Origin of the sequence: Antarcticibacterium sp. 1MA-6-2 (genome assembly GCF_021535135.1) — a bacterium.
GTDB lineage: Bacteria > Bacteroidota > Bacteroidia > Flavobacteriales > Flavobacteriaceae > Gillisia.
Map to the genome: position 1 here is coordinate 4,174,484 of NZ_CP091036.1, position 26,443 is coordinate 4,200,926.

Consider the following 26,443-nt stretch of genomic DNA (forward strand, 5'->3'; position numbering starts at 1 on the left):
CTACCTTCTAATACCCCTGGATAATAAAATTATATTAATCTAGATCTTGGAAAAAAAGGAAGACATTTTTTCCTGTTCTTCTTTAGCTAAATCTTCATCTACAAGTATTCTACCACTGTGCTCATCGGTAATGATCTTCCTGCGGCCTGCGATCTCTACAATAACCTGTGGCGGTATAGTGAAATAAGAACCTCCAGATGCACCTCGTTCTACTAGGTACAACTGCCAATCCATTCTTAACATTATTGCGAATACGTTTATAAGCCCCTACTAAGCGTGGTTCAATTTGGGCTTCAAACTCATTAGACTTTTCAAGAAGAGATTCTTCTTCTTTTTGAGTCTCTGCAAGAATTGCATCAAGTTCCCCTTTTTTATGAGTAAGATGTTTTTGACGATCTTCCAAACGTTCTTTTGTTTGGTCAATTACCTCTTTTTTCTGCTCAATTTGTGCCCGGTATTCTTTGATGTGCTTCTCAGCCAGTTCTATTTCCAGTTCCTGAAATTCTACTTCTTTGCTTAAAGCGTTAAATTCACGGTTGTTACGAACATTTTTTTGTTGATCGCTATATTTTTTAATTGCCGATTTAGAATCATCAATCTGGATTTTCTTAGATTTAATGTCATTCTCGATAACATCAAGATCGGCCTCTAACTTTTGTATACGTGTATTTAATCCGGCTACTTCATCTTCTAAGTCTTCTACCTCCAACGGAAGTTCACCTCGTACATTTCTAATTTCATCGATCCTGGAATCAATTAGTTGAAGATCGTACAACGCTCTTAACTTCTCTTCTACAGTAACATCGGTTTTTTTTGCCATAGTTAATAATACTTGATAGGATTGGTTTTTGTATTCGCTAAAATAAGCGCAAAATTACTAAATTTTTTGCTAAGAAACCAATGTAATAATTCTTTTGTATACTGCTCACTTTCATAGTGGCCCACGTCTGCCAGGACCAGCATTTTCTCAGCTTTATAGAAGTCGTGGTATTTCAGGTCGGCAGTAATAAAAAAATCTGCACCTGCTTTTTTCGCCTTCTCAATAGCAAAACTGCCACTGCCACCTAACACAGCGACCTTTTTAACCGATTTTTCCAGAAGTTCAGAATGTCTAATGCATCCTGAATTAAAGGTGTTTTTTAAATGAGACAGGAATTCTCCCTCTTCCATCGCATTCTCTAATTCCCCTATCATTCCCAATCCCTGTGCCTGATGTTCATTATCTAATGTGACAATTTCATAAGCTACTTCTTCATAGGGATGGCTCTTAAATAAGGTTTTCAGGATCTTGCTCTCCAGGTGGGATGGAAAAATAAGGTTCAATTGTGCTTCTTTTTCGAGATGCAATTCTCCCCGGCTACCTTTAGTTGGATTTGCATCCTCATTAGGTAAGAAGCTGCCTTCTCCTTCTATTTTGAAACTGCAATTTTCGTAGTTGCCAATTGCACCCGCTCCCGCAGAAAATAATTCCTCCCTTACCTGCTCAAAATCGTTAAGTGGAACATAGGTGGTCAATTTTTTTATTACTCCTTTTTTGGGAATAAGAATTCGGGTGTTTTTCAGTCCTAACTTATCGCAGATCATTTTATTAACTCCCAGGCGGTGGTTGTCCAGTGCAGTATGAATTGCATAAATTGCAATATCATTTTTTATGGCCTTTATGACAGCTCTTTGCACATAATCCTTACTTATGAGGTTTTTAAGTCCTGAAAAAATAATAGGATGGAAACTTACTATAAGGTTGCAGTTCTTTTGGATCGCTTCCTCTACTACTTCTTCCAAAGTGTCAAGGGTTATGAGAATTCCCGTTAGCTCACTTTGAGGATTCCCTACAAGTAAACCTACATTGTCAAAATCTTCTGCTGTTGAAAGAGGAGTGAATTCTTCCAGATGTTTTATCACTTCAGCAATAACCATAAAACTATTTTAATTCAAATATAAATATTATACTTTCGCTTTGATGAGTATACTAAGAAAATTCCTTTTGCCATTCTCACTACTCTATGGCCTCGTTATAAGATTGCGCAACTGGTTTTACGATAAGAAAATTTTATCTTCTTTTTCCTATTCTACTCCCGTTATAGTTGTTGGCAATCTTAGTGTTGGAGGTACGGGAAAATCTCCAATGATAGAATACCTGCTTAATCTCCTCTTGCCTCAGTATAAAATTGCAACTCTTAGCAGGGGTTATGGTAGAAAAACCAAAGGATATATTGAACTTCACGGAAAGGAGGCTGCAGAGACCGTAGGGGATGAGCCGCTTCAATTTAAAACAAAATTTCCTGAGGCGGTTGTAGCGGTAGATGAAAACCGCAAGCAGGGGATAGAGAGAATTGTTTCTGAATATCAACCTGAAGTAATACTGCTGGATGATGCCTTTCAACACAGGAAAATCCAGGCAGGATTTAATATTCTTCTTACAAGTTTTGATAATATTTATTCGGAAGATCGTATGCTTCCCACAGGGAATCTAAGGGAGCCGAAATCGGGAGCTGTGCGGGCAGATGTTATTGTTGTAACTAAATCTCCGGAAAATTTAAGTTTGCACGACCAGGAGAAGATCGGGAAAAAACTGAAAATCAAAACCCATCAGCAACTTTTCTTCTCTTATATAGAATATAGTGATTATTTGCTCGACGGTAAAGGCAGAAATATTGATCCCGCATTATTAGCTAAGCAAAAGATTTACTCTGGTTACGGGAATTGCAAAGCCCAAGCCACTACTTCATTACTTAAGCTCACTAAACCTGAGTTTTGATCATCTGCAATTTCCAGATCATCACAATTTTTTAGAAAAGGATATCTTTAAAATTTCTGAAGCTGAAATTATTGTGACAACAGAAAAGGATTATATGAGACTTCAAAATTCAATTTCTCACTCCCAATTTTATTATATACCTATAAGAACAAAATTTCTTAATAAGGAGAAAGATTTCCAATTGGCCATTCAGGATTTTATAAATGAAAAATGAGGCGCTTTTGCACCTCATTTTTTCAATTTTGGCTAATTCAAACTATATCAATTCTTTTGTATATAATTCTACTAGCCCAATATATTCAAGCTTTATGCCAAAGAGCTAGGCAGGAATACTCGCAGCCAAATGCATATTAATTTTTTGGAAGAATTCCTCGGTTTTATAAGGCTTGGGTATAATATCGGTAAATCCATTAAGATAAAATTCATCCAGGTTTTCGTCCAGAGTTACAGCAGTTAGCGCAACAATGGGGATATTTTCATCAAATTTCCTTATTTCAATAGTAGCTTCAATTCCGCTTATTCCGGGCATATGGATGTCCATTAAGATCAAATCAAAATGATTGGACTTTACTTTGTCAATTGCAATTGTCCCATTATCAGCCACATCGCATTTCACCTGGTGCTTTTCGAGAATTTTACGCGTGATCATCTGGTTGATCTTATTATCTTCTACGATAAGAATACTTTTACCGTGCATGATATCATTGGTAAGAGCAACTGCTTTTCTTCCTCGGGCAGTATTTATAGGTACAGGTTGTTCAAAAGCTTCAAATTTTAAATCGAAACTAAATGTAGAGCCTTTCCCCAATTCACTGTCCAGGTGGATCTCACTATTCATTAAATTCAGAAGGTTTTTAACAATAGATAAACCAAGACCTGTGCCACCGAATTTCCTGTTAATCTGCATGGATCCCTGGGTGAAATTTTCAAAAATTGAAGTTTGTTTCTCTTTGGTTATACCCTCTCCATTATCTTTTATTTCGAAATGGAGGAATACCTGCTGGCCTACCTGATTAACCCTGTTTACATTGATCCAGATATCTCCGTTCTCGGTGAATTTTATGGAATTGCCGATCAGGTTGATCAGGATCTGAGAAATTTTAAGTGGATCTCCTTTTAATTTCTTCGGAATATCGGGGTCAAAATTGAAATGTAGCTGGGTTTTCTTGTCATCAGCTGAATTTTTTAATGCTACCAGTACATCTGAAATTCTTTTCTCCAGGTTAAATGAGGTTTCCAGAATTTCAACTTTTCGGGCTTCAAGTTTGTTGAGGTCCAAAATGTTGTTAATGAGAGAAAGCAAATATTCTCCGGAAAATTTGAGCGAATTAAGATGTTCCTTTTGATTTTCAGTTGGGCTTTCCTCCAATAGAAGATGGGTGAGGCCTGTGACTGCATAAAGTGGTGTGCGTAATTCGTGAGTAATAGTAGAGAGAAACTGGGCTTTGGCCAGAGACGCTTTTTCTGCATTTTCCTTTGCAATCGTAAGCTCATCATTCTTCTTTTGCAAAAGGTCATTGGCTCTTGCCCGTAAGTTGTTGTTCTTGTAAAGGGAAAGAGTGAGTAAGGAAAGAATTGTAATTAAAGCTACACTTAGGATGGTGGTAAGCTTATTGACCTTTAAAGATTTTTCCTGTTCAGCATTTCTCCTTGTAAGTTCTTTCACGCTGGTACGCATTGCGTCTACGTTATACCTCGTGTTAGCATCAAGGGCCAATGCTTCGCGATTTATATCAAATATAGAATCTCTTACGTGATTGCTTGTTTTTAAATAATCCAAAGATTTTTCCGGCTTTCCGGTTGCTTCATAGATCTGGCTTAACAGCTTATTGTTGCTCATGATCATACTGCCAAAACTGTACTCTTCAGAAATGGCCAGGGATCTTAGAGCTTCTCTTTCGCTTTCCTCAAAATTATTCATCGTGAGATGAGCTCTGGATTTATAGAAGTAAAGTCGGGATTTTTCGTATGCATTGTCGCTGCTTTGAAGATAATCTTCAGCTTTATTTAATTGAGAAAGGGCAATTTCTAAATTTACCCCGGCATTGATGGTTGTAACTCCCCTGTTGAGGTTAACAATTCCCAGGTATTCCGAATTTTCTTCCTGAGCATAAAAATCTTCAGCTAAATTGAGATATTTAAATGCCCTGTCAAAATCACCAAGAGCATTAAAAACTTTAGCGTAATTGAGGTAACTGTAAGCGAGACCTGGCATTATCACCAATCTCTCTTTGTATTGCTATTGCCCTTTGTAATTCTGTAATAGCCCTTTCATTATCGTGTCTTATGTAGTAAAGCTGGGCGAGAATACTGCTCGATAAAGCAATGTATTTTTGGTCATTAATTCGCTTGGCAAGTTCCAGCGCCTGGTTTAGTTGATTAAGTGCTTTTTCAAAGTCAAGAACGTTTACTGATATTTCTGCCTCGTTGAGTAGGAGCTGTATGCTGTCATTAATATCCGAAATCTCCTCCTGACTCTTCTCCTGAAATGCTACAGACGTGTAGCAGCTAAGCAGGAAAATGAGGGAAAATAGTAGGTTTTTCATTGGGGGTATGGCTAGTACATAATCGGTTAAATATAGTTAAATCTTTGAAATGAAAGAAATTAAATCAATAAGGCGGCTGGAATAACCAATTTCGTTATCGTACCAGCCAATCAACTTAATGAGATCACCGCCAATTACCGAGGTCATCTGTGCATCAAACACACAGGAAAAAGGTTCTCCAATAATGTCAATGGATACTAAAGGTTCTTCAGTATAACTTAAAAGTCCCTTGAGGTAGGTTTCTGAAGCTTCTTTAAAAACTGCGTTCACTTTTTCAATAGTCGTCGGGGTGTCAACATTCAGGGTCATATCCGTTAGGGAACCGTTAGGTACAGGTACTCTAATCCCGCAACCGCCTATTACATCCCGTAGATCGGGAAATATCCTTGTAAGTGCTTTTGCAGCACCCGTGGTTGTAGGGATTATAGATTGTGTAGCTGCCCGGGATAGCGTAAATCCCGGTGCGGTCTGTCATGCAGGCTTTGATCTGAGGTATAGGAATGAATAGTAGATATATACGCATGTTTAACACCAAAGTTTTTATGAATAACATCCAGCATCGGTGCAGCATTATTTGTAGTGCAGGAGGCGTTAGATATAATTTTTTCACTTCCGTCTAAAATATGCTCATTAACTCCCAAAACTACCATTTTTATCTCCTCATCTTCCGGTGGCACCGAGAGAATTACCTTTTTTACACTCTTGCCAAGGTGGGGGAGGAGTTGTGCCGTAGTTTTAAATTTTCCACTGGATTCCACTACATATTCTACATCGTACTTAGCCCAATCAATATCTCCAGGGGAAACCTGATTGAAAACGGGTATAATTTTATCGTTTACTTTAATTGCATCACCTGCCGCTTTTACAGAAAAAGGAAATTTCCCATGGATGCTGTCATATTTTAAAAGATGGGAAAGAGTTATAGCATCTGCAATGTCATTAATTGCTACTACTTCAATAGATTCATGATCAAAAACAAGCCTAAAGAGGTTACGACCAATCCTTCCGAATCCATTGATCCCGATTTTAATTTTTTCAGCCATAGACTTGCTGGAGAATTAGGTTAAATGTTTTTGTGCTTTATAAGAGGATCTTACCAAAGCGCTACTTTCTACATGTCTAAAGCCTAATTCCAATCCTATAGCTTCGTACTTTCTAAATTGATCTGGTGTAATAAATTGTTTAACAGGTAAATGCTTCTTACTTGGCTGTAGGTATTGACCTATTGTAACCACATCGAGGCCAACACTTCGCAGGTCTTCCAGAGTTTGAATGACCTCCTCTTCCTTTTCTCCCAGACCAAGCATAATTCCGGACTTCGTGCGATTGATTCCCTGTTCCTTAAGATATTTTAAAACTTCAAGACTTCTTTCATACTTTGCCTGTATTCTCACTTCTCTTGTAAGTCGTTTTACAGTTTCCATATTGTGAGATACAACTTCAGGATTTACTTCTATTATACGGTCAATATTTCTCTCGTTCCCCTGAAAGTCCGGAATCAAAGTTTCCAAAGTCGTATCGGGATTCATACGTCTTATTGCCTTAACAGTTTCAGCCCACATAATTGATCCCATGTCTTTGAGGTCGTCACGATCTACACTGGTAATGACCGCGTGTTTGATTTTCATCAATTTTATCGATCTTGCAACTTTTTCGGGCTCATCCCAATCTAATGTTTCCGGCCTTCCTGTTTTAACGCCACAAAATCCGCAGGAACGGGTACAAATGTTTCCTAAGATCATAAATGTAGCAGTACCTTCACTCCAGCACTCCCCCATGTTAGGGCAACTTCCCGAAGTGCAAATTGTATGAAGATCGTATTTATCAACAAGACTCCTAAGTTCGGTATATTTCTTTCCCGTAGGTAATTTTACCCGTAGCCATTTAGGTTTTGGAGTAGGTTTTTGAGTAGGTAAAGTATCTGTCGTCATTTTGAAAATCTTGGGTGCAAAGATACAATAATATGATGAAATCGATAAAAAGTAGAAGGGGATCTAAAGGATGATCTTAGCCTCTCCGGGATTCAATTATTTGAGACAATAATTTCTTCGCCCGAAGCAATTTTACCTTAATATTGTTAAGCGGTTCATCAAGATGCGCAGCAATTTCCTTATATGATTTTTCCTGAAAATAGCGCAGGTTGATTACTTCCTGATAAGGAGGTTTTAATTGCTTAATATCACTTAGCAGTTGAGCCAGGTGTTGTTCACTAATGAGGCTGTCTTCAATGGTAGGAGTTTCATCAGGAATTTTATAAACTTTCTCATTGGATTCATCGGCAGTTCTTGCCCTAATGGAGGAATTTTTCTTTCTTACCAGGTCAATATGAATATTTTTTGAGATAGTGATAAGCCAGGTTTTAAATACATAATTACTGTCAAAAGTCTCCAGTTTATCAAAAGCTTTAGAAAAAGTTTGTATTGTTATTTCTTCAGCATCATACTCATTCCTGGTTCGCTTTAACTGGAAAGCATAGACATCTGTCCAAAACGTATCGAGAAGAAATTTATAGGCTGCCTGCTGGCCTGCCTTTGCCTGTTCTATTTGATTTAGCAGCGCAGCTTTATTTATTTCCAATTAGCGGGTTTTGAAATAAGATTTGTACTAAAGATACCGAATTGCATGAAAACCAAAAATATATCCAGAAATGGCACGAGCCAAACTATATCCCTTTCGTCCAGTTTTTGAGCTGCTCTCCAAAAGACTGTATATTGAAGAAGAAGACGAAGAGCTACAATCACAAGAGCTACCTGCCAAAATAATTGAAGACTTATAAGTGCCAGGAATAGAACCCAAAATCCAAACTGGGAAAGGAAAAATGTTGCCAGTAATATCCTATGCTTCTTTTGGTAAAGAATTGCAGTGGAAACATGTCTTCTTTTCTGGCTAATCCAGGAACGCAAATTGGTCTCGGGTACACTTCGAGTGATTGCTTCCTTATGGTAACAAATGGCAGTATTGCTGGCTGTTGCAGCCTGATTTACAAATAGATCATCATCACCTGACTTTACATGAAGGTGAGTGGCAAATCCATTTTGGTTATAAAATTCAGTAGAAGTATAGGCCAGGTTTCTACCCACCCCCATGTATGGAATCCCCCATTTGGCATAAGAGAAATATTGCAGAGCAGTAAATAGAGTTTCGAATCTCACCAGTTTATTTAAAAGAGAGGTTTTATCTTTTTGATACCCTCCATAACCCAGAATGATCGATTTTTCCTTTTCAAAATGAGAGGCCATATTTTCTATCCACAGGTCAGATTCCGGAAGGCAATCTGCATCAGTAAAAAGAAGGTAAGGATTTTTGGATTTTTTAATGCCCAGCGTTAGGGCGTACTTTTTCTTGCCCCAGAACGCTTCGTTATTTTGAACATTCACGATCTTTATTCGAGGATCTTTCTCCTGAAATTGCTCCATCAAATCTAAAGTTTCATCGGTAGAAGCATCGTTTATCAAAATAACCTCAAAATCGAAATATTTTTGATTTAAAACAGAAGGTACCAGCTTTTTGAGGTTTTCTGCTTCATTCTTTGCGCAAATAATAACCGAAACTAAGCACTTTCCTCGGTGCGGGCATTTTTGGATTATCTGAAGCAAAACTAAAATATCCTATATAGAATAGGATATTAAGTATAGAAATTATAAGAAAGAGGACCAGTAAAGTTATTGCCATAAAGTAGGTTAATTTACCTTCCTGCTATCAGAACAATCTTTAACTTCATCGGGTAACTTTCCGCAGAAGCTACAAGCTTCTCCTTCTTTATTTAAAAATGGGCTTTGGCTGGCACATGTGCCTGCAAATTTACCATCCTTTTTACCCCATATTTTAATGGCAATACGCAACGGCAAGTGCCAGTAATATAAATGTTATAATTAATAGTTTCATAGTTTTTTATTCCTGATGCAAAAATAAGAATAATAACGGGTCTTAAAAAGTGTAACTCCTAATTAATACAACCTTTACACTATTTAACTAAAATTTAAATGTAATATCATTTGTATCAGGTACTTGAGAGCTAAATTGCACAGTTAAATCAACAAAAAAATTAAATTATGAAACTAAAGAATTTATTAATGCTGGGAGTGCTTTCATTATTTGCATTTTCTTCGTGTAAAAACGATGCCAGTGAAGGAGAGAATGAGGACATTGAACTGGTCGATTCAGAGCGGGAAGCCGATTTAAGGATGAATGAGCAGCGACTTGAGAACGAAAGGAACAGTGTTACGGCCAGAATTCAGGAAAATCAGGAATTAAGTACCTTTTCCCAAAATATGAACCGGAATCAGGTAACTACAAGTCTGCGTCAGGATGAGTCTGTTTCAACTACAGGAAATAGTCCCACTTCCACCACGACTGAGGCACAAAAAGCTGCTCAAAACCAGGAAAATAATCCTGACCCGGCCACGGGAGTACGAGAAAGGGCTACAGGTAACCAAAGTGGAACCATGGAACAAACACAGGGAATGGTGACTTACACAATTTTTGCCCCTTCAAACAGTGCGTATGAAAAATTACCTGAGGCAGATCGTAATCAAATTAATAGTAATACTGAAGATAACCGAAATGTAAACGTGGCTTCTATTAACTATTTAATGGTAGAGGAAAGATTAACCGAAGAAGACCTGAAACAACAAATTCAGAGTTCAAACGGTTCTTATGCAATTAAGACTATGCAAGGGGAAGAAATAACAGCTACTCTTGAAGGAGACCAAATCGTTTTAAAAGATGGATCTGGTAACCAGGCAAGAATTACTCAAACAGATAGTACGGCATCTGATGGGGTTGTGCATGTCATTGATGCTGTTTTAAAACCTAAAGATCCAACTAAAAATGCTGCGGCGGAAAGGATGACCAAAAATTCAAATACTACCTCGGGTAGCGGAACTGGCCAGGGTACAGGAACCGGTAGCTAAAAATTGCAGCTGCATTAAAATTAAAAGAGGCTTACAAATTTTGTGAGCCTCTTCTTGTTTTAGAAAATATTTACTTCGGGATGAAGTTCTATATTAAACTGATTTCTAATTTTAGACTGAATAGTTTCAGCAAGATGAAGTATATCCCGTCCTCTTGCAGAGCCGTAATTAACAAGAACTAAAGCCTGATGCTGGTGAACTCCCGCATCTCCTTCCCTGTAACCTTTTAATCCCGCTTTATCTATTAACCAACCCGCGGGAATTTTGACTTCATCTTCAGAAATTATATAAAATGGAATTTCCGGATAGCGAGCCTGGATTTGCTTTAATTCTTCCGTAGAAACGATGGGATTTTTAAAAAAGCTTCCGCTGTTTCCAAGGACTTTAGGATCGGGTAGTTTTTGTTTTCTAATTTTAATTACGGCTGAAGATACATCCTTAATAGAAGGGGAATTAATACCCATGTTTGTCAAAGCTTCTTCTATTGCGCCGTATCCCGTATTTAACACGTGATTACGCTTTGTAAGTCCAAAGGTGACACTGGTAATTATGTATTTATCTTTTACTTCACTCTTAAATATAGAATCTCTATATCCAAATTTACAGGCCTCTTTAGTAAATGTAATAAGTTCTAAAGTTTGAATATCTATTGCTTCACAGGAAACAAAGCTGTCTTTAAGTTCTACCCCGTAAGCTCCAATATTTTGAATGGGTGCAGTTCCTGTATTCCCGGGAATTAATGAAAGATTTTCAAGCCCACCCCAATCATTTTCGAGGGCAAACAGAACGGTTTCATGCCAGCTTTCCCCTGCATAGAATTTAACCAGAACTTCATCTTCCGTTTCGGTTATGATCTCTTTTCCTTTGAGATTTACGTGCAATACTGTAGCTTCTACATCTTTTGTAAGCAGCATATTACTGCCGCCTCCAAGAATAAAAAGATCTTCGGAATAATTTTTCCTAAGAACTTCTTTTAGATCTTCCAGAGTAGTAACCGAAATAAACCTACTGGCGGTAACATCTATTCCAAAAGTATTATAGGGTTTTAAAGAAGTATTACGGGAAATTTTCATTATTGGTTGTATTCCTTTAAAGCAACTTTTAAAATTTCCACAGCACGTATGAGGTCTTCTTTTTTAAGCACATACGCAATCCTTACCTGATTTAATCCTGTGTTAGGCGTAGAATAGAATCCTGCAGCAGGAGCTACCATTACCGTTTCATTATTGTAATGGAATTCTTCCAGAAGCCATTTAGCAAAATCATCAGCATTGGAAACAGGTAATTCTGCAATACAATAAAATGCTCCTTTGGGAATAGCTACAGTTACACCTTCAATTGATTGGAGACCTTCAACAAGTAAATTTCTTCGGTTTGTATATTCTTCAATAACCTCATCAAAATAACTTTGTGGAGTATCCAGAGCTGCTTCGCTTGCTATTTGTTCAAAAGTAGGAGGGCTTAGCCGGGCCTGTGCAAATTTCATGGCAGTTTGAATTACCTCCCTGTTTTTAGAGACCAGGCAACCAATTCTCGCTCCACACATGCTATATCGCTTTGAAACGGAGTCGATCATTATTGCATTTTGTTCAAGTTCAGGAATACTCATGATTGAAAAATGATTTTCTCCGTCATAAGTGAATTCCCGGTAAACTTCGTCTGCGACAAGAAAGATATCATGTCTTAGAGCTATTTTGGCTAACTGCCTTATCTCGTCTTCAGTATAAAGATAACCTGTAGGATTTCCAGGATTGCAAATCAAAATTGCTTTGGTCCTGGAGGTAATAAGTTTTTCAAATTCTGCAATAGGAGGGAGGGCAAAATTTGTTTCTATTTTTGATTCAACAGGAATAATACTAACACCAGATGCAGTTGCAAAACCATTGTAATTTGCATAAAAAGGTTCAGGAATTATGATTTCGTCTCCGGCATCTGCAATACTTCCCATTGCAAATAGCAAAGCTTCAGATCCTCCTGTCGTTATAATTATGTTATCGGCCCTTACTGGGATCTCATTTTTATAATAGTAATCGGCAAGTTTATTTCTATATTCCTCAAAACCTGCTGAATGACTGTATGCAAGCACTTCAATATTGTGATTTCTTACCGCATCTAAAGCCAGTTGAGGTGTCTTAATATCTGGTTGACCTATGTTTAACTGATAAATTTTTCTTCCTTTCCTTACGGCCTCTTCTGCATAAGGAACTAATTTTCTTATTGGAGATTCCGGCATGGAAATTCCTTTTTGTGAAATTTTAGGCATAAAAAGTTTGGTTTTTTATAGCTGCAAAAGTGCAAAAATAAATAGACAATTTCTCTTAATATACCTTTAGATGTACACAAGAAAATCTGCTTCCCCCTTAAAATGCGGTGAGTAAGTTATATTATAACAGCTATCTAATATATTTGTATGGCAGGAAATTATGAAGATAGACAGGCAAGAAGTAGAGGAGAAGAAGAGAAAAATTTGCGACGGTAAAAATCTTAATAAAAAAAGCTCCCGGATTTTGGGAGCTTAAAATTGTTTAGGTATAAATGCTATTCCAGTACTTTTCCTTTAATTTTCACAGCCTTTGTCGACTCATCTGCATTAGAGGTTATGCTAATTGTCCTTCTTATAGGTCCAACAATTTCAGTATTGTATTTGACTTCAATTTGGCCTGTTTCACCCTGGGCAACAGGAGTTTTGGTCCAGGAGGGAACGGTACAACCGCAACTGGAATAAACATTTTCTATAATTAAAGGAGCATCTCCAATGTTTTTAAATTCAAAAACTCTTACCCCATTGCTGCCTTTCTTTATTTCTCCATAATCTATAACCTCAGTTTTAAACTGGAATTTGGGGGTGTTTTGCGCAGTCATTGTAGTAAATCCTGCAAAAAATAAGGCCAGTATTGAAACTACTATTTTCATCTTTTTTCTTTTATTACTTAGTAATGATAGTCAATAAAGATAGGTTGTTTTTGTCCTATATCAAAATTGATATGCCTAACAACTTCTTTTTTTATCTTCAACTTATAAGTACTTTTGCTCAATATTTTCAAAAATTAGACCACAAATGACGGTTATCCCAAAATATGATATTCGCGAGGTAGAGGAAAAATGGTACAAGTACTGGATGGATAATAGGTATTTTTATTCCACAGTAGATGAAAGAACGCCATATACTATTGTTATACCTCCGCCAAATGTGACGGGAGTCCTGCACATGGGACACATGTTGAATAATACTATACAGGATGTGTTAATTAGGAGAGCCAGACTTAAAGGTTTTAACGCCTGTTGGGTTCCCGGTACAGATCATGCGTCCATTGCTACTGAAGCAAAAGTAGTAGCAAAGTTAAAAGCTGAAGGTATTAACAAGGATGATCTCTCCCGGGAGGAATTTTTGGAACATGCCTGGGAATGGACCCATAAACACGGGGGAATCATCCTGGAACAACTAAAGAAGCTTGGAGCCTCCTGTGACTGGGAACGCACTAAATTTACCATGGATGATGACATGTCTGCTTCTGTAACTAAGGTTTTTGTGGATCTCTATAACAAAGGACTCATCTACCGCGGTTACAGGATGGTGAATTGGGATCCTGAGGCAAAGACTACTCTAAGTGATGAAGAGGTTATTTATCAGGAGAAGCAGGGAACCTTATATTATCTTCAGTATAAAATTAAGGGTAGTGAGGACACGGTAACAATTGCTACAACCCGTCCCGAAACTATTTTGGGAGACACTGCGATATGTATAAATCCCGGCGATGAGAGATTTACTCATCTAAAAGGAAAAACTGCAATTGTTCCCCTGGCTAACAGGGAAGTGCCAATTATTGAGGATGAATATGTTGATATTGAGTTTGGAACGGGATGTTTAAAAGTTACTCCGGCACACGATGAAAATGATAAGATCCTGGGAGAAAAGCATAACCTGGAAGTAATAGACATTTTTAATGAAGATGCTACTCTTAATTTCTACGGATTGCATTATGAAGGTAAGGACCGATTCGAGGTAAGGAAGGAAATAGTAAAAGAACTTGAAGCATCAGGCATTTTAATAAAGACTGAAAACCACCTTAACAAAGTAGGTACCAGTGAACGTACAGGTGCAGTAATTGAACCGCGCCTTAGTGATCAATGGTTCCTAAAAATGAAAGAACTGGCTCAACCTGCTCTTGACGCAGTACTTGAAAAAGATGTGAACCTCGTTCCGGAGAAATTCCTGAATACTTACAAACACTGGATGGAAAACGTGAGAGACTGGAATATCTCACGTCAATTGTGGTGGGGACATAGAATTCCTGCTTTCTATTACGGTCCCGGGAAAGAAGATTTTGTAGTTGCTGAAACTCTTGAAGCAGCTTTGGAACGGGCAAGGGAGAAATCCGGAGATCCAAAACTTTCTCATTATGATATAAAGCAGGATAATGATGCACTGGATACCTGGTTCTCCTCGTGGTTATGGCCTATAAGTGTCTTTAATGGAATTCTTGAGCCGGAGAATGAAGAAGTAAACTATTATTATCCCACCAATGATCTTGTTACTGCTCCCGAAATTTTGTTTTTCTGGGTTGCGAGAATGATCATGGCGGGTTATGAATTTAGAAAGGAAAAGCCTTTTACCCATGTTTACCTTACAGGAATTGTAAGGGATAAGCAGCGAAGGAAGATGTCCAAATCTTTGGGTAATTCCCCCGATCCTCTGGGTTTAATACATCAATATGGAGCAGATGGCGTACGGGTGGGAATGTTGCTTAGTTCTCCTGCGGGAAATGACCTTATGTTTGATGAAGATCTTTGTAAGCAGGGGAGTGGGTTTATAAATAAGATATGGAATTCTTTCAAGTTAATTAAAAGCTGGGAGGTTGATGAAAAAAGGGAGCAGGCCGATTCTTCCAAAATGGCAGTGAAATGGTTCAAGGCACGTTTTCAGCAATCATTGAGAGAGCTCGAGGATCATTATAACAAGTATAGGATGAGTGACGTCCTTATGACCACATACAAGCTGGTGTGGGATGATTACTGTTCCTGGTTCCTGGAAATGGTTAAACCTCCATTTGGTGAAGCTATAGATAGTCAAACTTACAAAGATGTTATTGCAATTTTGGAAGATAACCTAAAGATCCTTCATCCTTTTATTCCTTTTGTTTCTGAAGAAATTTGGCAACAGCTGGAAAAGAGATCTCCACAGGACGCGCTAATTGTGGCGCAATGGCCTGCAATGAAGAATTTTGACATAGAGATAATTGATCAATTTGCTTTTGCTTCGGAAGTTGTTGCAGGAATAAGAAATATAAGGAAATCGAAAAATATATCTTTTAAAGATGAAATCTCTCTTCAGGTAATAAATACTGAAAAAGCCTCAAATGATTTTAATTCGGTAATAGCAAAACTTGGAAACCTGTCACAGATTTCTTCCGTAGATCAAAAAGTTGAAGGAGCCTTCTCCTTCCGTATAAAATCGAATGAATATTTTATTCCTGTAGAAGGAGCTATTGATGTTGAAGCTGAAAGAAAGAAGTTGACGGAGGAGTTGGAATATACGCGAGGTTTCTTGAATTCCGTAGAAAAGAAGTTGAACAACGAACGATTTGTGAGTAATGCACCTGAGAGTGTGGTGGCTGTGGAAAAAGCAAAGCAGGCAGATGCGCAATCTAAAATTGAAGTGCTGGAAGCAAGTCTTGCCTCCCTAAAATAAGACGTATAGGATAGAAAATGAAATAATAGGGGAGGTTAAACCTCTCCTATATATTTTTCTACCATTTCTACATATTTTTCCCTGGCTTCATCCTTGGAAAGATCCTTTACCTGTAAAAGAGCATTTGCCTTAAAACCGTTGCGGATATCTTCATCTTTCCTTGGGGTGTAAAAACCATCTTTTTCTGTTGCTCTTTTATAATATGCATAAAAGTGCAGCATAATATCCGGCGGGAACTTTAAATCTGTACTACTAGCCATTTCATAAGCCCTCGAAAACTTCTGATCAGAAATTTCTGTCATTGTAAATCTATTCAATATTTGCAATTACGCTTAAGCCCCCTTTAACCTTATCCTGAAGCTTAACGTTTAATTTTGTATTTAATGGAAGGAGGACATCTACCCGGGAACCAAACTTAATAAAGCCACTGTCGCTTCCCTGAGCCACTTCCTGGCCCTCCTCGGCATAATTTACAATACGCTTCGCTAAAGCACCTAAGCAATTTGCCTGTAAAGGACTTTTCCAGCCTTAGAGTTTTCAACCACAACAGTAGTTCTCTCGTTCTCCTCGCTTGACTTTGGATGCCAGGCTACAAGAAACTTTCCAGGATGATATTTACTATATTTTACCACACCTCCTATAGGATGCCTGGTAACATGAACATTTATAGGTGACATAAAAATTGAAACCTGTAGACGTTTTTCATTAAAATATTCTTTTTCAAAAACCTCTTCTATCACTACCACCTTACCATCAACAGGCGCAACAACATGAGCATCATTTACCTGAGTTGTTCTCTTTGGATTTCTAAAGAATTGAATAATGAGCAAAAACACAAGGATACTTAATACCAGAATCGCAAATTTGATCCAATAGGTGTTAATTGACAGGTAAGAGATGATATTTACTGCGATGAGTAAAAACACGGTAATAATAATAATTCTATGTCCTTCTTTATGAAACATTTTGTATGATTAAAAGATACGCATATATAAAAGGGCTCGAGAATATTATACTGTCCAGTCTATCGTATAAACCTCCATGCCCGGGCATTAGCTTTCCACTGTCTTTGACTCCTGCCTGTCGTTTAAATTTGGACTGGATCAAATCACCGAGTGTTCCAAAAATACTCAATATAATTGCCATTCCCAACCAGAACTGAAAATTGCGGTAATGTGTGAATTCAAAAATGAAATAACCCCCTATGCAACTAAACACTAATCCACCCATAAAACCTTCAATAGTCTTGTTTGGAGAAATTTTTTCGTACAGTTTGTTTTTTCCAAAGTTCTTGCCAATAATAAAAGCAAAAGTATCATTGATCCATATCAATATAAACACTCCCACAATTAAAATAGGATTGAATGTACCGTTGTAAGTTGGAATAAGAGTGAGAAAAACTATAGAGGAAATAAGGTAAAATATGAGAATGATGTATTTCTTCTTTTCAAAAACAGGAATTTTCCTGATAAATAAAAGGTCTTTGACCAGGAAAAGATTTACAAATATGGTAATACACAGTAAAACTACAATGGCATTGGGATTAAACTTCATATAACTGAACAACACAAAGAACAGCACATGTACCCCGTATAAAGCGTAACTTTTTAACCTGAGCAGTTTTTCAAGTTCCAAAAGGCAAACGAAGCCAAGGAGAAAAAAAAGGGTTATAAATATAGTTTCAGAAGAGAGTATAGAAACAACCAAAATGGATACATACAGTAATCCTGATATTGTTCTAATAATTGTTTCCCTCATTGGTTATAGATCTTCCCGAAGCAGCAAATATAGGTTTTTTGTGCTACTTCCATAACTCATAAAATCGCCTTCTTTTTGAGTTTCGAAACTTTTTATAGTGGTAATGTTTGAAGGAATACGCTCTTTATTGTGATATTTAATACCTCTTAAACCTTCGCCAATGGTGTCAACTAATTGACTGGTAGAGGCAAGGATGATGAAATTAGCAGGTAATTCGTTCAACTTCTTTTCTTTAATTTGGTTTGAAGAAATTAAAATTGAACCATCATTTGCTATTAAATATTCACAGGTGGAGAGGAAAAATGAAGAATTACCAGATTTTGTAAATTCGAGATTGAATTTGTCAAATTTCGTTTTAAGATTTGGATCAAAACAACAGCTGGTTTTTTTCGTACCAGTCATTCTCCAGGAGAATGTTATCAAAAGCATCCAAAATCTCATCATCATTTTCACAATAAATAAATTTTCCGCCGTTGTTTTTAAAATTGAGCATGAACCGCTCATCTGTTGGAAGTTTAACATCCGGCATATATTTCCCCCGATCAGCCTTGTCTGGAATGTCCTGACTTTTGTCTGATTTAGATTTAGGATTTAAGAATTTTCTAAATAGACTCATATTGAGATTAGGGGTTTAATAAAGCCTTTATTTCAAAGGTAAAAAATCTTAATCTAACACTACGTCAAATTAAGATTTTTTCCGATACATTATTAACTTACTTATTAACTGAAGAACCTTCAGTTATCTGGGCATCTTCAGTGAAATTTGGGCCACTTGCACCTTTTTTGGTTACAAGGGGAACAGTCTCTTCTTTTTTGTCAAAAGGCCTGTCGCCAAAGATTTGTTGAAGGTCATCTTTAAAAATCACTTCTCTTTCCAAAAGAATTTCTGCCAGCTGTGTAAGTTTATCTTTGTTATGCTCTAAAAGATCTATTGCACGCTGATATTGAGACTCAATAAGATTAGAAATTTCTTTATCTATAAGTTCAGATGTTTTCTCACTGTATGGCTTGGTGAAATTATATTCACTCTGCCCACTTGAATCATAAAAAGTAAGGTTACCTAAATTTTCATTAAGGCCATAAATTGTCACCATTGCTCTAGCCTGCTTCGTAACCTTTTCCAGGTCGCTAAGAGCTCCTGTAGAGATCTTGTTAAAGATAACTTTTTCTGCTGCACGACCACCTAAGGCGGCACACATCTCATCGAGCATTTGTTCGGGTCGTACGATAAGCCTTTCTTCGGGAAGATACCAGGCTGCACCCAGAGATTGCCCACGGGGAACTATTGTTACTTTCACAAGGGGTGCTGCATGTTCCAGCATCCAGCTGGCGGTTGCATGGCCTGCCTCGTGAAAAGCGATTGCCTTTTTCTCATCAGGCGTGATGATTTTATTTTTCTTCTCGAGTCCTCCCACGATCCTGTCTACTGCATCGAGAAAATCCTGTTTTCCCACTGCCGTGTTACCTTTACGGGCAGCAATTAAAGCAGCCTCGTTACAAACATTTGCGATATCTGCTCCCGAAAATCCAGGAGTTTGCTTGGCCAGGAAGTCTATATCCAGTTCCTCAGCAACTTTCTTTAATGGTCTAAGGTGTACTTCAAAAATTTCTTTTCGCTCCCTTACATCCGGTAGATCAACATAAATTTGTCTGTCAAAACGACCAGCTCTCATTAATGCTTTATCAAGAACATCTGCCCTGTTTGTCGCTGCTATTACAATAACGTTTGTATTGGTTCCAAAACCATCCATTTCTGTAAGCAACTGGTTAAGTGTGTTTTCTCTTTCGTCATTAGAGCCTGAAAAATTACTTTTCCCTCTCGCGCGCCCTATTGCATCAATTTCATCAATAAAGATAATTGAAGGTGATTTTTCCTTAGCTTGTTTAAAAAGGTCTCTAACTCTGGAAGCTCCAACTCCCACAAACATTTCAACGAAATCTGAACCTGAGAGTGAGAAGAATGGTACTTTGGCTTCTCCTGCAACCGCTTTGGCTAAAAGAGTTTTCCCTGTTCCCGGAGGCCCTACCAATAATGCTCCTTTAGGAATTTTACCTCCCAGGGCGGTATATTTTTCCGGTTGTTTAAGAAAGTCTACTATTTCCTGTACTTCTTCTTTAGCACCTTCCAGCCCGGCAACGTCTTTAAAAGTCGTTTTCACATCAGTATTTTGATCAAATAGCTTTGCTTTCGATTTCCCAATGTTAAAGATCTGTCCACCTGCACCACCTCCGGCACCAGAACTCATCTTACGCATTATGAAGATCCAGATCCCAATAATTAAAATAAATGGCAGAAGTGTAAGAAGAACTTCTCCCCAAACGTTTTTCTGAGTATTATAAGTAACTACTGTGTCTAGATTGTTTTCAGATTTTATTGCTTCTATGGAATTTTCAAAATTTTGAAGGTCTCCAAATTCAAAAGTATAAGCAGGGGTATCTCCGGCTGCAAAAAGTTCAGGTTCTCCAACTTTCTTGTGCTCCTCCTTATTTTTAGCTTCTTCAGTTAAGTAAACCTTTGCGTGGTTGCGGTTTACAATTTCAACTTTTTTTACGTCTCCCTGTCTAAGGTAAGATTCAAATTCCGCAGGATTAGTTTGTGCAGGATCGTTAAAACCGCCTCCTACGAAATAATTCATCCCAATGAAAATAATAATTATAGCGGCATAAATCCAATAAGCATTAAACTTGGGCTTCTTTGGTTCTATATTTTTATTTGTTTGCTTTTTAGCCATTCTTGCTTTATTTCTTTTAATAATTTGTTTGGATGGAGGTAGTTTTAGCATCGCCCCACAAACTCTCAATATCGTAATATTCCCTGATGTGTTTTTGGAAGATGTGAACTACCACAGTTACATAATCCATTAACACCCACTCGGCATTCTCACTTCCTTCAATGTGCCAGGGTTTATCTTTTAAAGATTTGCTTACAATTTTTTGTACGGAGTTTACTATGGCATTTACCTGGGTATTTGATGTTCCACTACAGATAATAAAGTAATCACAAACAGTATTGTCAATTTCCCTTAAGTCAAGAATGTCTATGTTATTTCCTTTAACCTCTTCTATTCCTTTTATTATATGAGCTATAAGTTGATCGTTGTTCGTTTCTTTTTTTGCCATTAAATTTATTTCTTTACGCAAAGTTATTACATTTTAGTCTTTTAGAGGGTTTGTTAACACAACATTTAATTCCCAAAAACCAGTCCATTTCAATATGCGTATTATCAAAGTTAGTGCCACGGAATCTACAAATAATTTGGCTAAGGAATGGTATGTTTCCAATAAAGACTCCGGGGCAGTAGTATTTGTTACAGATGAACAAACTGCGGGACGTGGACAAAGAGGGGCAACCTGGAATTCAAACAGAGGGGAAAACCTCACTATGAGTCTCCTTTTTCCTCTTCCTTCCCTGGAAATAAACGAGCAATTTCTTCTAAGTGCAGGGGTGGGATTAGCAATTACAAAGGCCTTAAAACTTCTAAATTTTAACACAGTTAGATTGAAGTGGCCAAACGACATTATGGCAGCGAATAAGAAGATTGGCGGTATTCTAATTGAAAACATATTATCAAATGGCAGGATTGCCGCTTCTGTCATAGGTCTTGGATTAAATGTCAACCAGCAAATATTTCCCGACCTTCCCCAGGCTTCTTCCTTACGTAATTTATCGTCAAAAGAGTATGAACTGGAGGAGGTGCTCAATGTAGTGGTAAAATCTATTGAAGATTTCGTAAATACATTGGACAGGAATTCTTCAGAAAAAATTTTTCAGAAGTATGAAGCATTGCTTTTTAAAAAAGACAAAATTTCCACCTTTGAACTTAAAGATGGAAATTTTCTCACAGGTATTATAGTTGGAGTTACTTCTACCGGGCTTCTAAAGGTCCGGGTAGAGGATGAGGTCCTTAAACCATTTGATTTAAAAGAAGTAAAACTACTGTTTTAAACCTTCTGGATATTTTCACTCAGGGTATTTATAAATTTCTTCAATGGGCTCTTTACCATCATAGCAGTCATCGCATTAAATTTGCCATTGAAGAATAATTGAACTTCACTCATATTTTCACTAAGCAGGTTCGATAACCAAATCTATTGAGAAATCCAATTTTTCTGATGTTGAGCCTAATACAACCAGTTCCGGTTCTCTGGTTTCTTTAATTTGCAATTCAATTTGTGGCATTCCTTTGAGGGAAAATAAAAAAGTATCGGGGGCTTTAACTTTAAAATTCTCAAGACTCTCCGGCATCACCTGTTCATAATTTTCAACATTGGTCAGGAAATTATACATTTCCTGTTGACTCTTCTGGGTCGTTACTTTTGGACTTTCTAAATTCATAATTATGGTTTCCAGTTACTTGGATCTTTCCGCCAGGCTTTCAAGGTCTCAGCTTCAGATTCGTTAATATAATGTGTTTTTAAGGCTGTATCTATTAAATATTCATAGTTGCTTAGCGTGTATAAATCTGTCTTCATTTTTTTGAAGTTATCGTCAGATTCTTTGAAACCGTATGAAAAAATAGCCATCATTCCTTTTATTGTTGCTCCGCCTTCTTTTAAGGCTTTTACAGCATTAAGACTACTGTTTCCCGTACTCACAAGATCTTCTATTACCACAACATTTTGTCCGTTATGTAAAACTCCTTCTATCTGGTTTTTTCTACCGTGTCCTTTAGGCTCCGGGCGAACATATATAAATGGAAGGCTTAAATATTCTGCCACGAGCATTCCTATTCCTATAGCTCCTGTTGCCACTCCGGCAATAACATCTGGTTTCCCATACAAATCCTCAATTTGTCGGGCAAATTGTTCTCTTACATAATTTCTTATGGGGGGATATGAGAGGATAATCCTGTTATCACAATATATTGGAGAATTCCACCCGCTTGCCCACGTAAAGGGTTGTTGCGGTTCTAATTTTATTGCCTTAATTTGCAATAATAATTCAGCCGTTTTTATAGCTGTTTCTTTATTTAAAATCATACTTGCAAATGTATAAAGTTTTTGTAAATGATATTCCTATTATTCTGTCAACAAAAAAGGATATTGGAGAAAAGTACAAGTCCTTTCCCATAAAGACCGTGAAGTTAAAAAGAATAATAAACAAAATTAATGATGGAGAATTAATGTTTGTTAATCTTTATCATGACAAAGAGGAAAAGCTTCTTAAGCACCTTTTTAAGAAGTTACCTGTAGTTACTGCTGCAGGAGGAATGGTTTTTAATGATAAAAACGAAATTTTATTTATTTACAGGAACAAACGCTGGGATTTACCCAAAGGGAAAGTGGAGAAAGGAGAAACCCTTGAAGAATCGGCCAGGCGGGAGGTGATGGAGGAAACCGGGATTAAGGACCTTGAGATCACCTCTCATATTAAGGAAACCTATCATATATTTAAAAGGAAAGATAAATACAGGATTAAGGTGACCCATTGGTATAAAATGTTCTCCACTTATGATGGAGAGCTCATTCCCGAACTTAATGAAGGTATTAAAAAAGTAAAGTGGAAAAACCTTGAAAAGAGCCGCAAAGCCCTTACCAAATCCTACTCAAACATTAAGTTGCTTTTTCCGGAAGAATACTTATCGACTAACCCTAAAAACAGGGTAGCGTAAATGAGAATTTTCGTAATTAGGAGATCTTTTGTGTAGCCACTCGAGTTGAGCGTAAGAGTCGCTCGCAAAGTCTCTGTCTTTTTCCTTTTTTCTTTCAAATTCAGCTTTAAGCGCTTCATTTTCCTGCAGTAATTGATTGGCTATATCTTCAAAAACATAAGGTGAAAATCCTTCTTTCTGCTGAAGGATGGTGTCGAAAAAATTCCAGTTAAAAAAGGAATCTACAGTAGTAGGTTCCAGCGTTTCAATTAAATATCTCACTCCCGGCTGAAATGTCTTAATATAGTAATCACCTTTTCTGAAGGCTACATTTTGAACAGATTTGCTCACCTGGGTGTTGTAATGAGGGTAGTGACCTTCATAAGCATTTTTCTGCGTCTCGTAACTGTCAATATTATAAACTTCTACCTGAACAATTGTATCTCTCGGGAAAATTTGCATCTCTACCTTACTGGCCTGCAGTACGTTGATTACGTTCCACCAGGCTTGCGGGATTATATAAGCGCGTGGTATTTCTATATTTTCTGAAGCTGTAAAATTGTTATAATAATCCACAGATTTTTCGAAAGGTTTATCCCTGTTATACCGTAGCCGTTGTTTCCCGGTGACTTCGCTTTCCACCATTTCCCCTTCATAACCTTTAAACTGAAGCTGGGAAACTTTGCTGCTGTCAATCTCGAAATTTACAGGATACCAGCGCTCTGTAAGATATTTCCTTTGCGCCCTGGCACGAAGATCTTTAATTGTTGACCAATCTCTTTCAGAAACATCAATGAGAGATATTAAGGCCTGGTAGGTTCCTTCCACCCTTTCGTTGTAGGGTTTAAGCATATGAGTTTCGATCATCAATCCAAGGGTGTTGAACAAAGCTGCGTATCCCGTAGAATATCGGGGATTGTCCATAAACTGCGAAAAACCTTTCTCGGGAACTTCATTAAATACATTTACGTACGGCGTGATCTCCCAATCGTGCTCCCATAAAGATTCTTCAAAAGCGGGAATCATTCGTTTTTGTAAATATTCTCCTAATTCCCCACCCAGTTTATTGTGCTGTGTAAAAAGATGGGTGAGAGTGTATTGGTAATCTGCTCCGTTACTTACGTGGGTGTCTACCAGTATATCTGGTTTTACCTGATGAAAAATTTCAGCAAAGCTGCGGGTATTTTTTGTATCAGCTTTAATAAAATCCCTGTTGAGATCATAAAATCTGGCATTTCCTCTAAAGCCGTATTCTAATGGACCATTTTGATTTGTTCGGGAAGTAGAATTCCGGTTTAAAGCCCCGCCAATATTATATACAGGTATGGTGACCAAAATGGTGTTCTTGGGAGTTGTAATTTTATTTTCCGCAAGATCTCTAAACAACATCATGGTGGCATCTATTCCATCACTTTCTCCAGGATGAATCCCATTGTTTATAAAGATTATTGAATGATCTTCTCTTATTTCGTCCAGAACAAAATCTTCACCTGGACTATATATCGCCAAATGTAAAGGTTCTCCGCTATCAGTAGTTCCATATTCCTGTAATTGTATAGTGGGATAAGCTTCTGCAAGCCGGGTGTAATAGGATATTATTTCAGGATATGTAGCGGTTTCTTTTCCTTCTGAAGCTTCAAAAACTGTGGTGAAATCATACTCCTTTACTAATTTGTACTTGGATAAATCACAGGAGGACAAACAAATAACTGCAAGAAGTGTTGCAAAGATTTTTTTCATAGGAAAATTTCCTGATTAAAATATAAACTTACTCAAATCTCCTTAAGCAGCCAAAACTAATTGAGAAGCCAAATAAAGCCTTTTCCTGTTAAAGATTCACTAATCCTGCAGCAAAATTTTTAGGCTTATTTTTTAAAAACTAATTTTAGGAACTAAAGAAAAGAAAATGAAGACAAGATTATTTACCCTGCTTTTAATGGGATGCGCTTTTTGTGCAAACTCCCAAATGAAAGAACTTAGCGAGCAAAGAAAAAAGAGTGGACCAAAAAAGGACCCGTCACAGTGGAAACTACAATAGGTAAACTTACGTTGCCTCCTCCCTACAAATCTCAATCGGTTACGAAGAATAGCAAAGTTATTGGCTGGCCGGAGGGAAAGACTCCCCAGGCAACTTAAGCAGGTTTTAAAGTAGAGCGATATGCCGATGGTTTTGAACACCCAAGAAGAACTTATTTAGCACCTAATAATGATCTTTTTGTTGTAGAATCCAATACTAAAAACAGTGCCGACAGGATCACTGTTCTTCGTGATAAAGATGGCGATGCTGTGCCTGAAGTAAGAGAAGTCTTTCTTGATAATTTAAATCAGCCCTACGGAATGTTGATCCTTGGAGACTTTTTTTACGTAGCAAATACCGATGGCCTATATCGCTACCCATATTCTGAAGGAGATTTGGAAATAGATGCTGAAGGAGAAAAAATTGTAGATCTCCCTGCAGGTGGATATAATAATCACTGGACCCGGAATTTAATAGCTAAGCAAGGATGGGGAAAAAATTTACATTTCAGTTGGATCAGCAAGTAACGCCGGGGAATATGGAATGGAAAAAGAAGAACGCCGGGCGGCTATACTGGAAATTAATCCTGACGGCTCGGGTGAAAAGATTTATGCCTCAGGTTTAAGAAATCCTGTAGGAATGGATTGGAATCCTGTGACAGGAGAATTATGGACCGCTGTTAACGAAAGGGATAAAATTGGAAATAATCTTGTTCCCGATTATATTACGAGTGTAAAAGAGGATGGCTGGTATGGCTGGCCATATTCTTATTTTGGTCAAATTCCTGATCCCAGGTGGGAAGACGATCCTCATAAAGAGCTTGTTCAAAAAACGATTGTGCCTGATGTTCCCGTGGGAGCGCACACAGCTTCCCTGGGGCTGGAGTTCTACACGGCCGATCAATTTCCTGAAAAATACAAAAACGGAGCTTTTGTAGGACAACACGGGTCCTGGAACCGGGCTGAATTTGCAGGTTATAAGATTTTATTTGTTCCTTTTAAAGATGGACAACCCCAGCAACCAGAGGATTTCTTAACTGGTTTTATTGCCGATGAATCTAAAAGCGAGGTCTATGGAAGACCTGTAGGAGTTACAACATTACCTGATGGTTCTCTTCTGGTTAATGACGATGATTCAAATGTGCTTTGGAGAGTTTCGGCTGAAAAATAAT

General features: G+C 37.5%; 21 protein-coding genes and 7 pseudogenes. 7 read left to right on the top strand and 21 right to left on the bottom strand.

What is annotated here, in order from left to right:
* Positions 1-39: 39 nt before the first annotated feature.
* Positions 40-820, bottom strand: a pseudogene (locus LZ575_RS21055) (zinc ribbon domain-containing protein).
* A gap of 2 nt (positions 821-822) precedes the next feature.
* A complete protein-coding gene (locus LZ575_RS21060) occupies positions 823-1,917 on the bottom strand; it encodes a Nif3-like dinuclear metal center hexameric protein (protein ID WP_235327150.1) in 1,095 nt (364 codons plus the stop codon).
* Positions 1,918-1,960: 43 nt separating this feature from the next.
* On the opposite strand from LZ575_RS21060, the gene lpxK reads away from it, so the two are divergent.
* Together lpxK and LZ575_RS24080 are read left to right on the top strand one after the other, a co-directional pair.
* Positions 1,961-2,758 carry a tetraacyldisaccharide 4'-kinase gene (gene lpxK, locus LZ575_RS21065; protein ID WP_311195889.1) on the top strand — a complete coding sequence of 266 codons (798 nt, stop codon included), beginning with the start codon at positions 1,961-1,963 and terminating at the stop codon, positions 2,756-2,758.
* The gene (locus LZ575_RS24080; RefSeq protein WP_311196135.1) at positions 2,703-2,972 is read left to right on the top strand and encodes a tetraacyldisaccharide 4'-kinase; all 270 of its coding nucleotides are present in this window, start codon (positions 2,703-2,705) and stop codon (positions 2,970-2,972) included. The genes lpxK and LZ575_RS24080 overlap by 56 nt, the downstream gene beginning before the upstream one ends.
* A 105-nt stretch (positions 2,973-3,077) precedes the next feature.
* On the opposite strand, the gene LZ575_RS21070 is transcribed toward LZ575_RS24080, so the two are convergent.
* From LZ575_RS21070 to LZ575_RS21100, 7 genes and pseudogenes are all read right to left on the bottom strand, one after another.
* Positions 3,078-4,973: an ATP-binding protein gene (locus LZ575_RS21070; protein WP_235327152.1), complete on the bottom strand. Its 1,896-nt coding sequence runs from the start codon at positions 4,971-4,973 to the stop codon at positions 3,078-3,080.
* Positions 4,936-5,304, bottom strand: a complete 369-nt coding sequence (locus LZ575_RS21075) for a tetratricopeptide repeat protein (RefSeq protein WP_235327154.1) — start codon at positions 5,302-5,304, stop codon at positions 4,936-4,938. The genes LZ575_RS21070 and LZ575_RS21075 overlap by 38 nt, the downstream gene beginning before the upstream one ends.
* A gap of 36 nt (positions 5,305-5,340) precedes the next feature.
* Positions 5,341-6,347, bottom strand: a pseudogene (gene gap / locus LZ575_RS21080) (type I glyceraldehyde-3-phosphate dehydrogenase).
* Positions 6,348-6,362: 15 nt separating this feature from the next.
* Positions 6,363-7,235, bottom strand: coding sequence for a lipoyl synthase (gene lipA / locus LZ575_RS21085; RefSeq protein WP_235327156.1), 873 nt, complete (start codon positions 7,233-7,235; stop codon positions 6,363-6,365).
* 76 nt (positions 7,236-7,311) lie between these two features.
* The gene (locus tag LZ575_RS21090) at positions 7,312-7,881 is read right to left on the bottom strand and encodes an RNA polymerase sigma factor (protein ID WP_235327158.1); all 570 of its coding nucleotides are present in this window, start codon (positions 7,879-7,881) and stop codon (positions 7,312-7,314) included.
* Positions 7,872-8,900: a glycosyltransferase gene (locus LZ575_RS21095; RefSeq protein WP_311195890.1), complete on the bottom strand. Its 1,029-nt coding sequence runs from the start codon at positions 8,898-8,900 to the stop codon at positions 7,872-7,874. Before LZ575_RS21095 ends, LZ575_RS21090 begins: the two co-directional genes overlap by 10 nt.
* Before the next feature lie 84 nt (positions 8,901-8,984).
* Positions 8,985-9,189: pseudogene (locus tag LZ575_RS21100) on the bottom strand (membrane or secreted protein).
* 167 nt (positions 9,190-9,356) lie between these two features.
* On the opposite strand from LZ575_RS21100, the gene LZ575_RS21105 reads away from it, so the two are divergent.
* Positions 9,357-10,217 carry a fasciclin domain-containing protein gene (locus LZ575_RS21105; protein ID WP_235327160.1) on the top strand — a complete coding sequence of 287 codons (861 nt, stop codon included), beginning with the start codon at positions 9,357-9,359 and terminating at the stop codon, positions 10,215-10,217.
* 59 nt (positions 10,218-10,276) lie between these two features.
* On the opposite strand, the gene murB is transcribed toward LZ575_RS21105, so the two are convergent.
* From murB to LZ575_RS21120, 3 genes are all read right to left on the bottom strand, one after another.
* Complete coding sequence (gene murB, locus LZ575_RS21110) at positions 10,277-11,290, bottom strand: UDP-N-acetylmuramate dehydrogenase (protein ID WP_235327162.1); 1,014 nt, start codon at positions 11,288-11,290, stop codon at positions 10,277-10,279.
* Complete coding sequence (locus tag LZ575_RS21115; protein WP_235327164.1) at positions 11,290-12,480, bottom strand: pyridoxal phosphate-dependent aminotransferase; 1,191 nt, start codon at positions 12,478-12,480, stop codon at positions 11,290-11,292. Before LZ575_RS21115 ends, murB begins: the two co-directional genes overlap by 1 nt.
* Positions 12,481-12,755: 275 nt before the next feature.
* Entirely contained in the window at positions 12,756-13,130 is a 375-nt protein-coding gene (locus LZ575_RS21120) for a DUF1573 domain-containing protein (RefSeq protein WP_235327166.1), read from the bottom strand.
* Positions 13,131-13,275: 145 nt separating this feature from the next.
* Here LZ575_RS21120 and LZ575_RS21125 point away from each other — a divergent pair, with 145 nt between their 5' ends.
* Positions 13,276-15,906 carry a valine--tRNA ligase gene (locus tag LZ575_RS21125; protein WP_235327168.1) on the top strand — a complete coding sequence of 877 codons (2,631 nt, stop codon included), beginning with the start codon at positions 13,276-13,278 and terminating at the stop codon, positions 15,904-15,906.
* A gap of 35 nt (positions 15,907-15,941) precedes the next feature.
* Here LZ575_RS21125 and LZ575_RS21130 read toward each other — a convergent pair whose 3' ends face one another.
* From LZ575_RS21130 to rsfS, 6 genes and pseudogenes are all read right to left on the bottom strand, one after another.
* Entirely contained in the window at positions 15,942-16,208 is a 267-nt protein-coding gene (locus LZ575_RS21130; RefSeq protein WP_235327170.1) for an acyl-CoA-binding protein, read from the bottom strand.
* A gap of 7 nt (positions 16,209-16,215) precedes the next feature.
* Positions 16,216-16,871, bottom strand: a pseudogene (locus LZ575_RS21135) (phosphatidylserine decarboxylase family protein).
* Complete coding sequence (locus LZ575_RS21140) at positions 16,861-17,664, bottom strand: phosphatidate cytidylyltransferase (RefSeq protein ID WP_235327172.1); 804 nt, start codon at positions 17,662-17,664, stop codon at positions 16,861-16,863. The pseudogene LZ575_RS21135 and the gene LZ575_RS21140 overlap by 11 nt, the downstream one beginning before the upstream one ends.
* A gap of 3 nt (positions 17,665-17,667) precedes the next feature.
* Positions 17,668-18,280: pseudogene (locus tag LZ575_RS21145) on the bottom strand (LUD domain-containing protein).
* Positions 18,281-18,377: 97 nt separating this feature from the next.
* A complete protein-coding gene (gene ftsH, locus LZ575_RS21150; protein WP_235327174.1) occupies positions 18,378-20,396 on the bottom strand; it encodes an ATP-dependent zinc metalloprotease FtsH in 2,019 nt (672 codons plus the stop codon).
* A gap of 16 nt (positions 20,397-20,412) precedes the next feature.
* Positions 20,413-20,784: a ribosome silencing factor gene (gene rsfS / locus LZ575_RS21155; protein WP_235327176.1), complete on the bottom strand. Its 372-nt coding sequence runs from the start codon at positions 20,782-20,784 to the stop codon at positions 20,413-20,415.
* A gap of 94 nt (positions 20,785-20,878) precedes the next feature.
* Between rsfS and LZ575_RS21160 the strand changes: the two genes are divergently transcribed.
* Complete coding sequence (locus tag LZ575_RS21160; protein WP_235327178.1) at positions 20,879-21,610, top strand: biotin--[acetyl-CoA-carboxylase] ligase; 732 nt, start codon at positions 20,879-20,881, stop codon at positions 21,608-21,610.
* Here the strand turns inward: LZ575_RS21160 and LZ575_RS21165 are convergent.
* A pseudogene (locus LZ575_RS21165) lies at positions 21,607-22,000 on the bottom strand (SRPBCC family protein). The gene LZ575_RS21160 and the pseudogene LZ575_RS21165 overlap by 4 nt on opposite strands.
* Before the next feature lie 2 nt (positions 22,001-22,002).
* Entirely contained in the window at positions 22,003-22,644 is a 642-nt protein-coding gene (gene pyrE / locus LZ575_RS21170; RefSeq protein WP_235327180.1) for an orotate phosphoribosyltransferase, read from the bottom strand.
* 8 nt (positions 22,645-22,652) lie between these two features.
* On the opposite strand from pyrE, the gene LZ575_RS21175 reads away from it, so the two are divergent.
* Positions 22,653-23,276 carry an NUDIX hydrolase gene (locus LZ575_RS21175; RefSeq protein ID WP_235327182.1) on the top strand — a complete coding sequence of 208 codons (624 nt, stop codon included), beginning with the start codon at positions 22,653-22,655 and terminating at the stop codon, positions 23,274-23,276.
* Here the strand turns inward: LZ575_RS21175 and LZ575_RS21180 are convergent.
* Positions 23,244-24,995, bottom strand: a complete 1,752-nt coding sequence (locus tag LZ575_RS21180) for a M14 family metallopeptidase (RefSeq protein ID WP_235327184.1) — start codon at positions 24,993-24,995, stop codon at positions 23,244-23,246. The genes LZ575_RS21175 and LZ575_RS21180 overlap by 33 nt on opposite strands.
* Positions 24,996-25,161: 166 nt before the next feature.
* On the opposite strand from LZ575_RS21180, the pseudogene LZ575_RS21185 reads away from it, so the two are divergent.
* Positions 25,162-26,442 (top strand): annotated as a pseudogene (locus LZ575_RS21185) (PQQ-dependent sugar dehydrogenase).
* Position 26,443 lies beyond the last annotated feature (1 nt).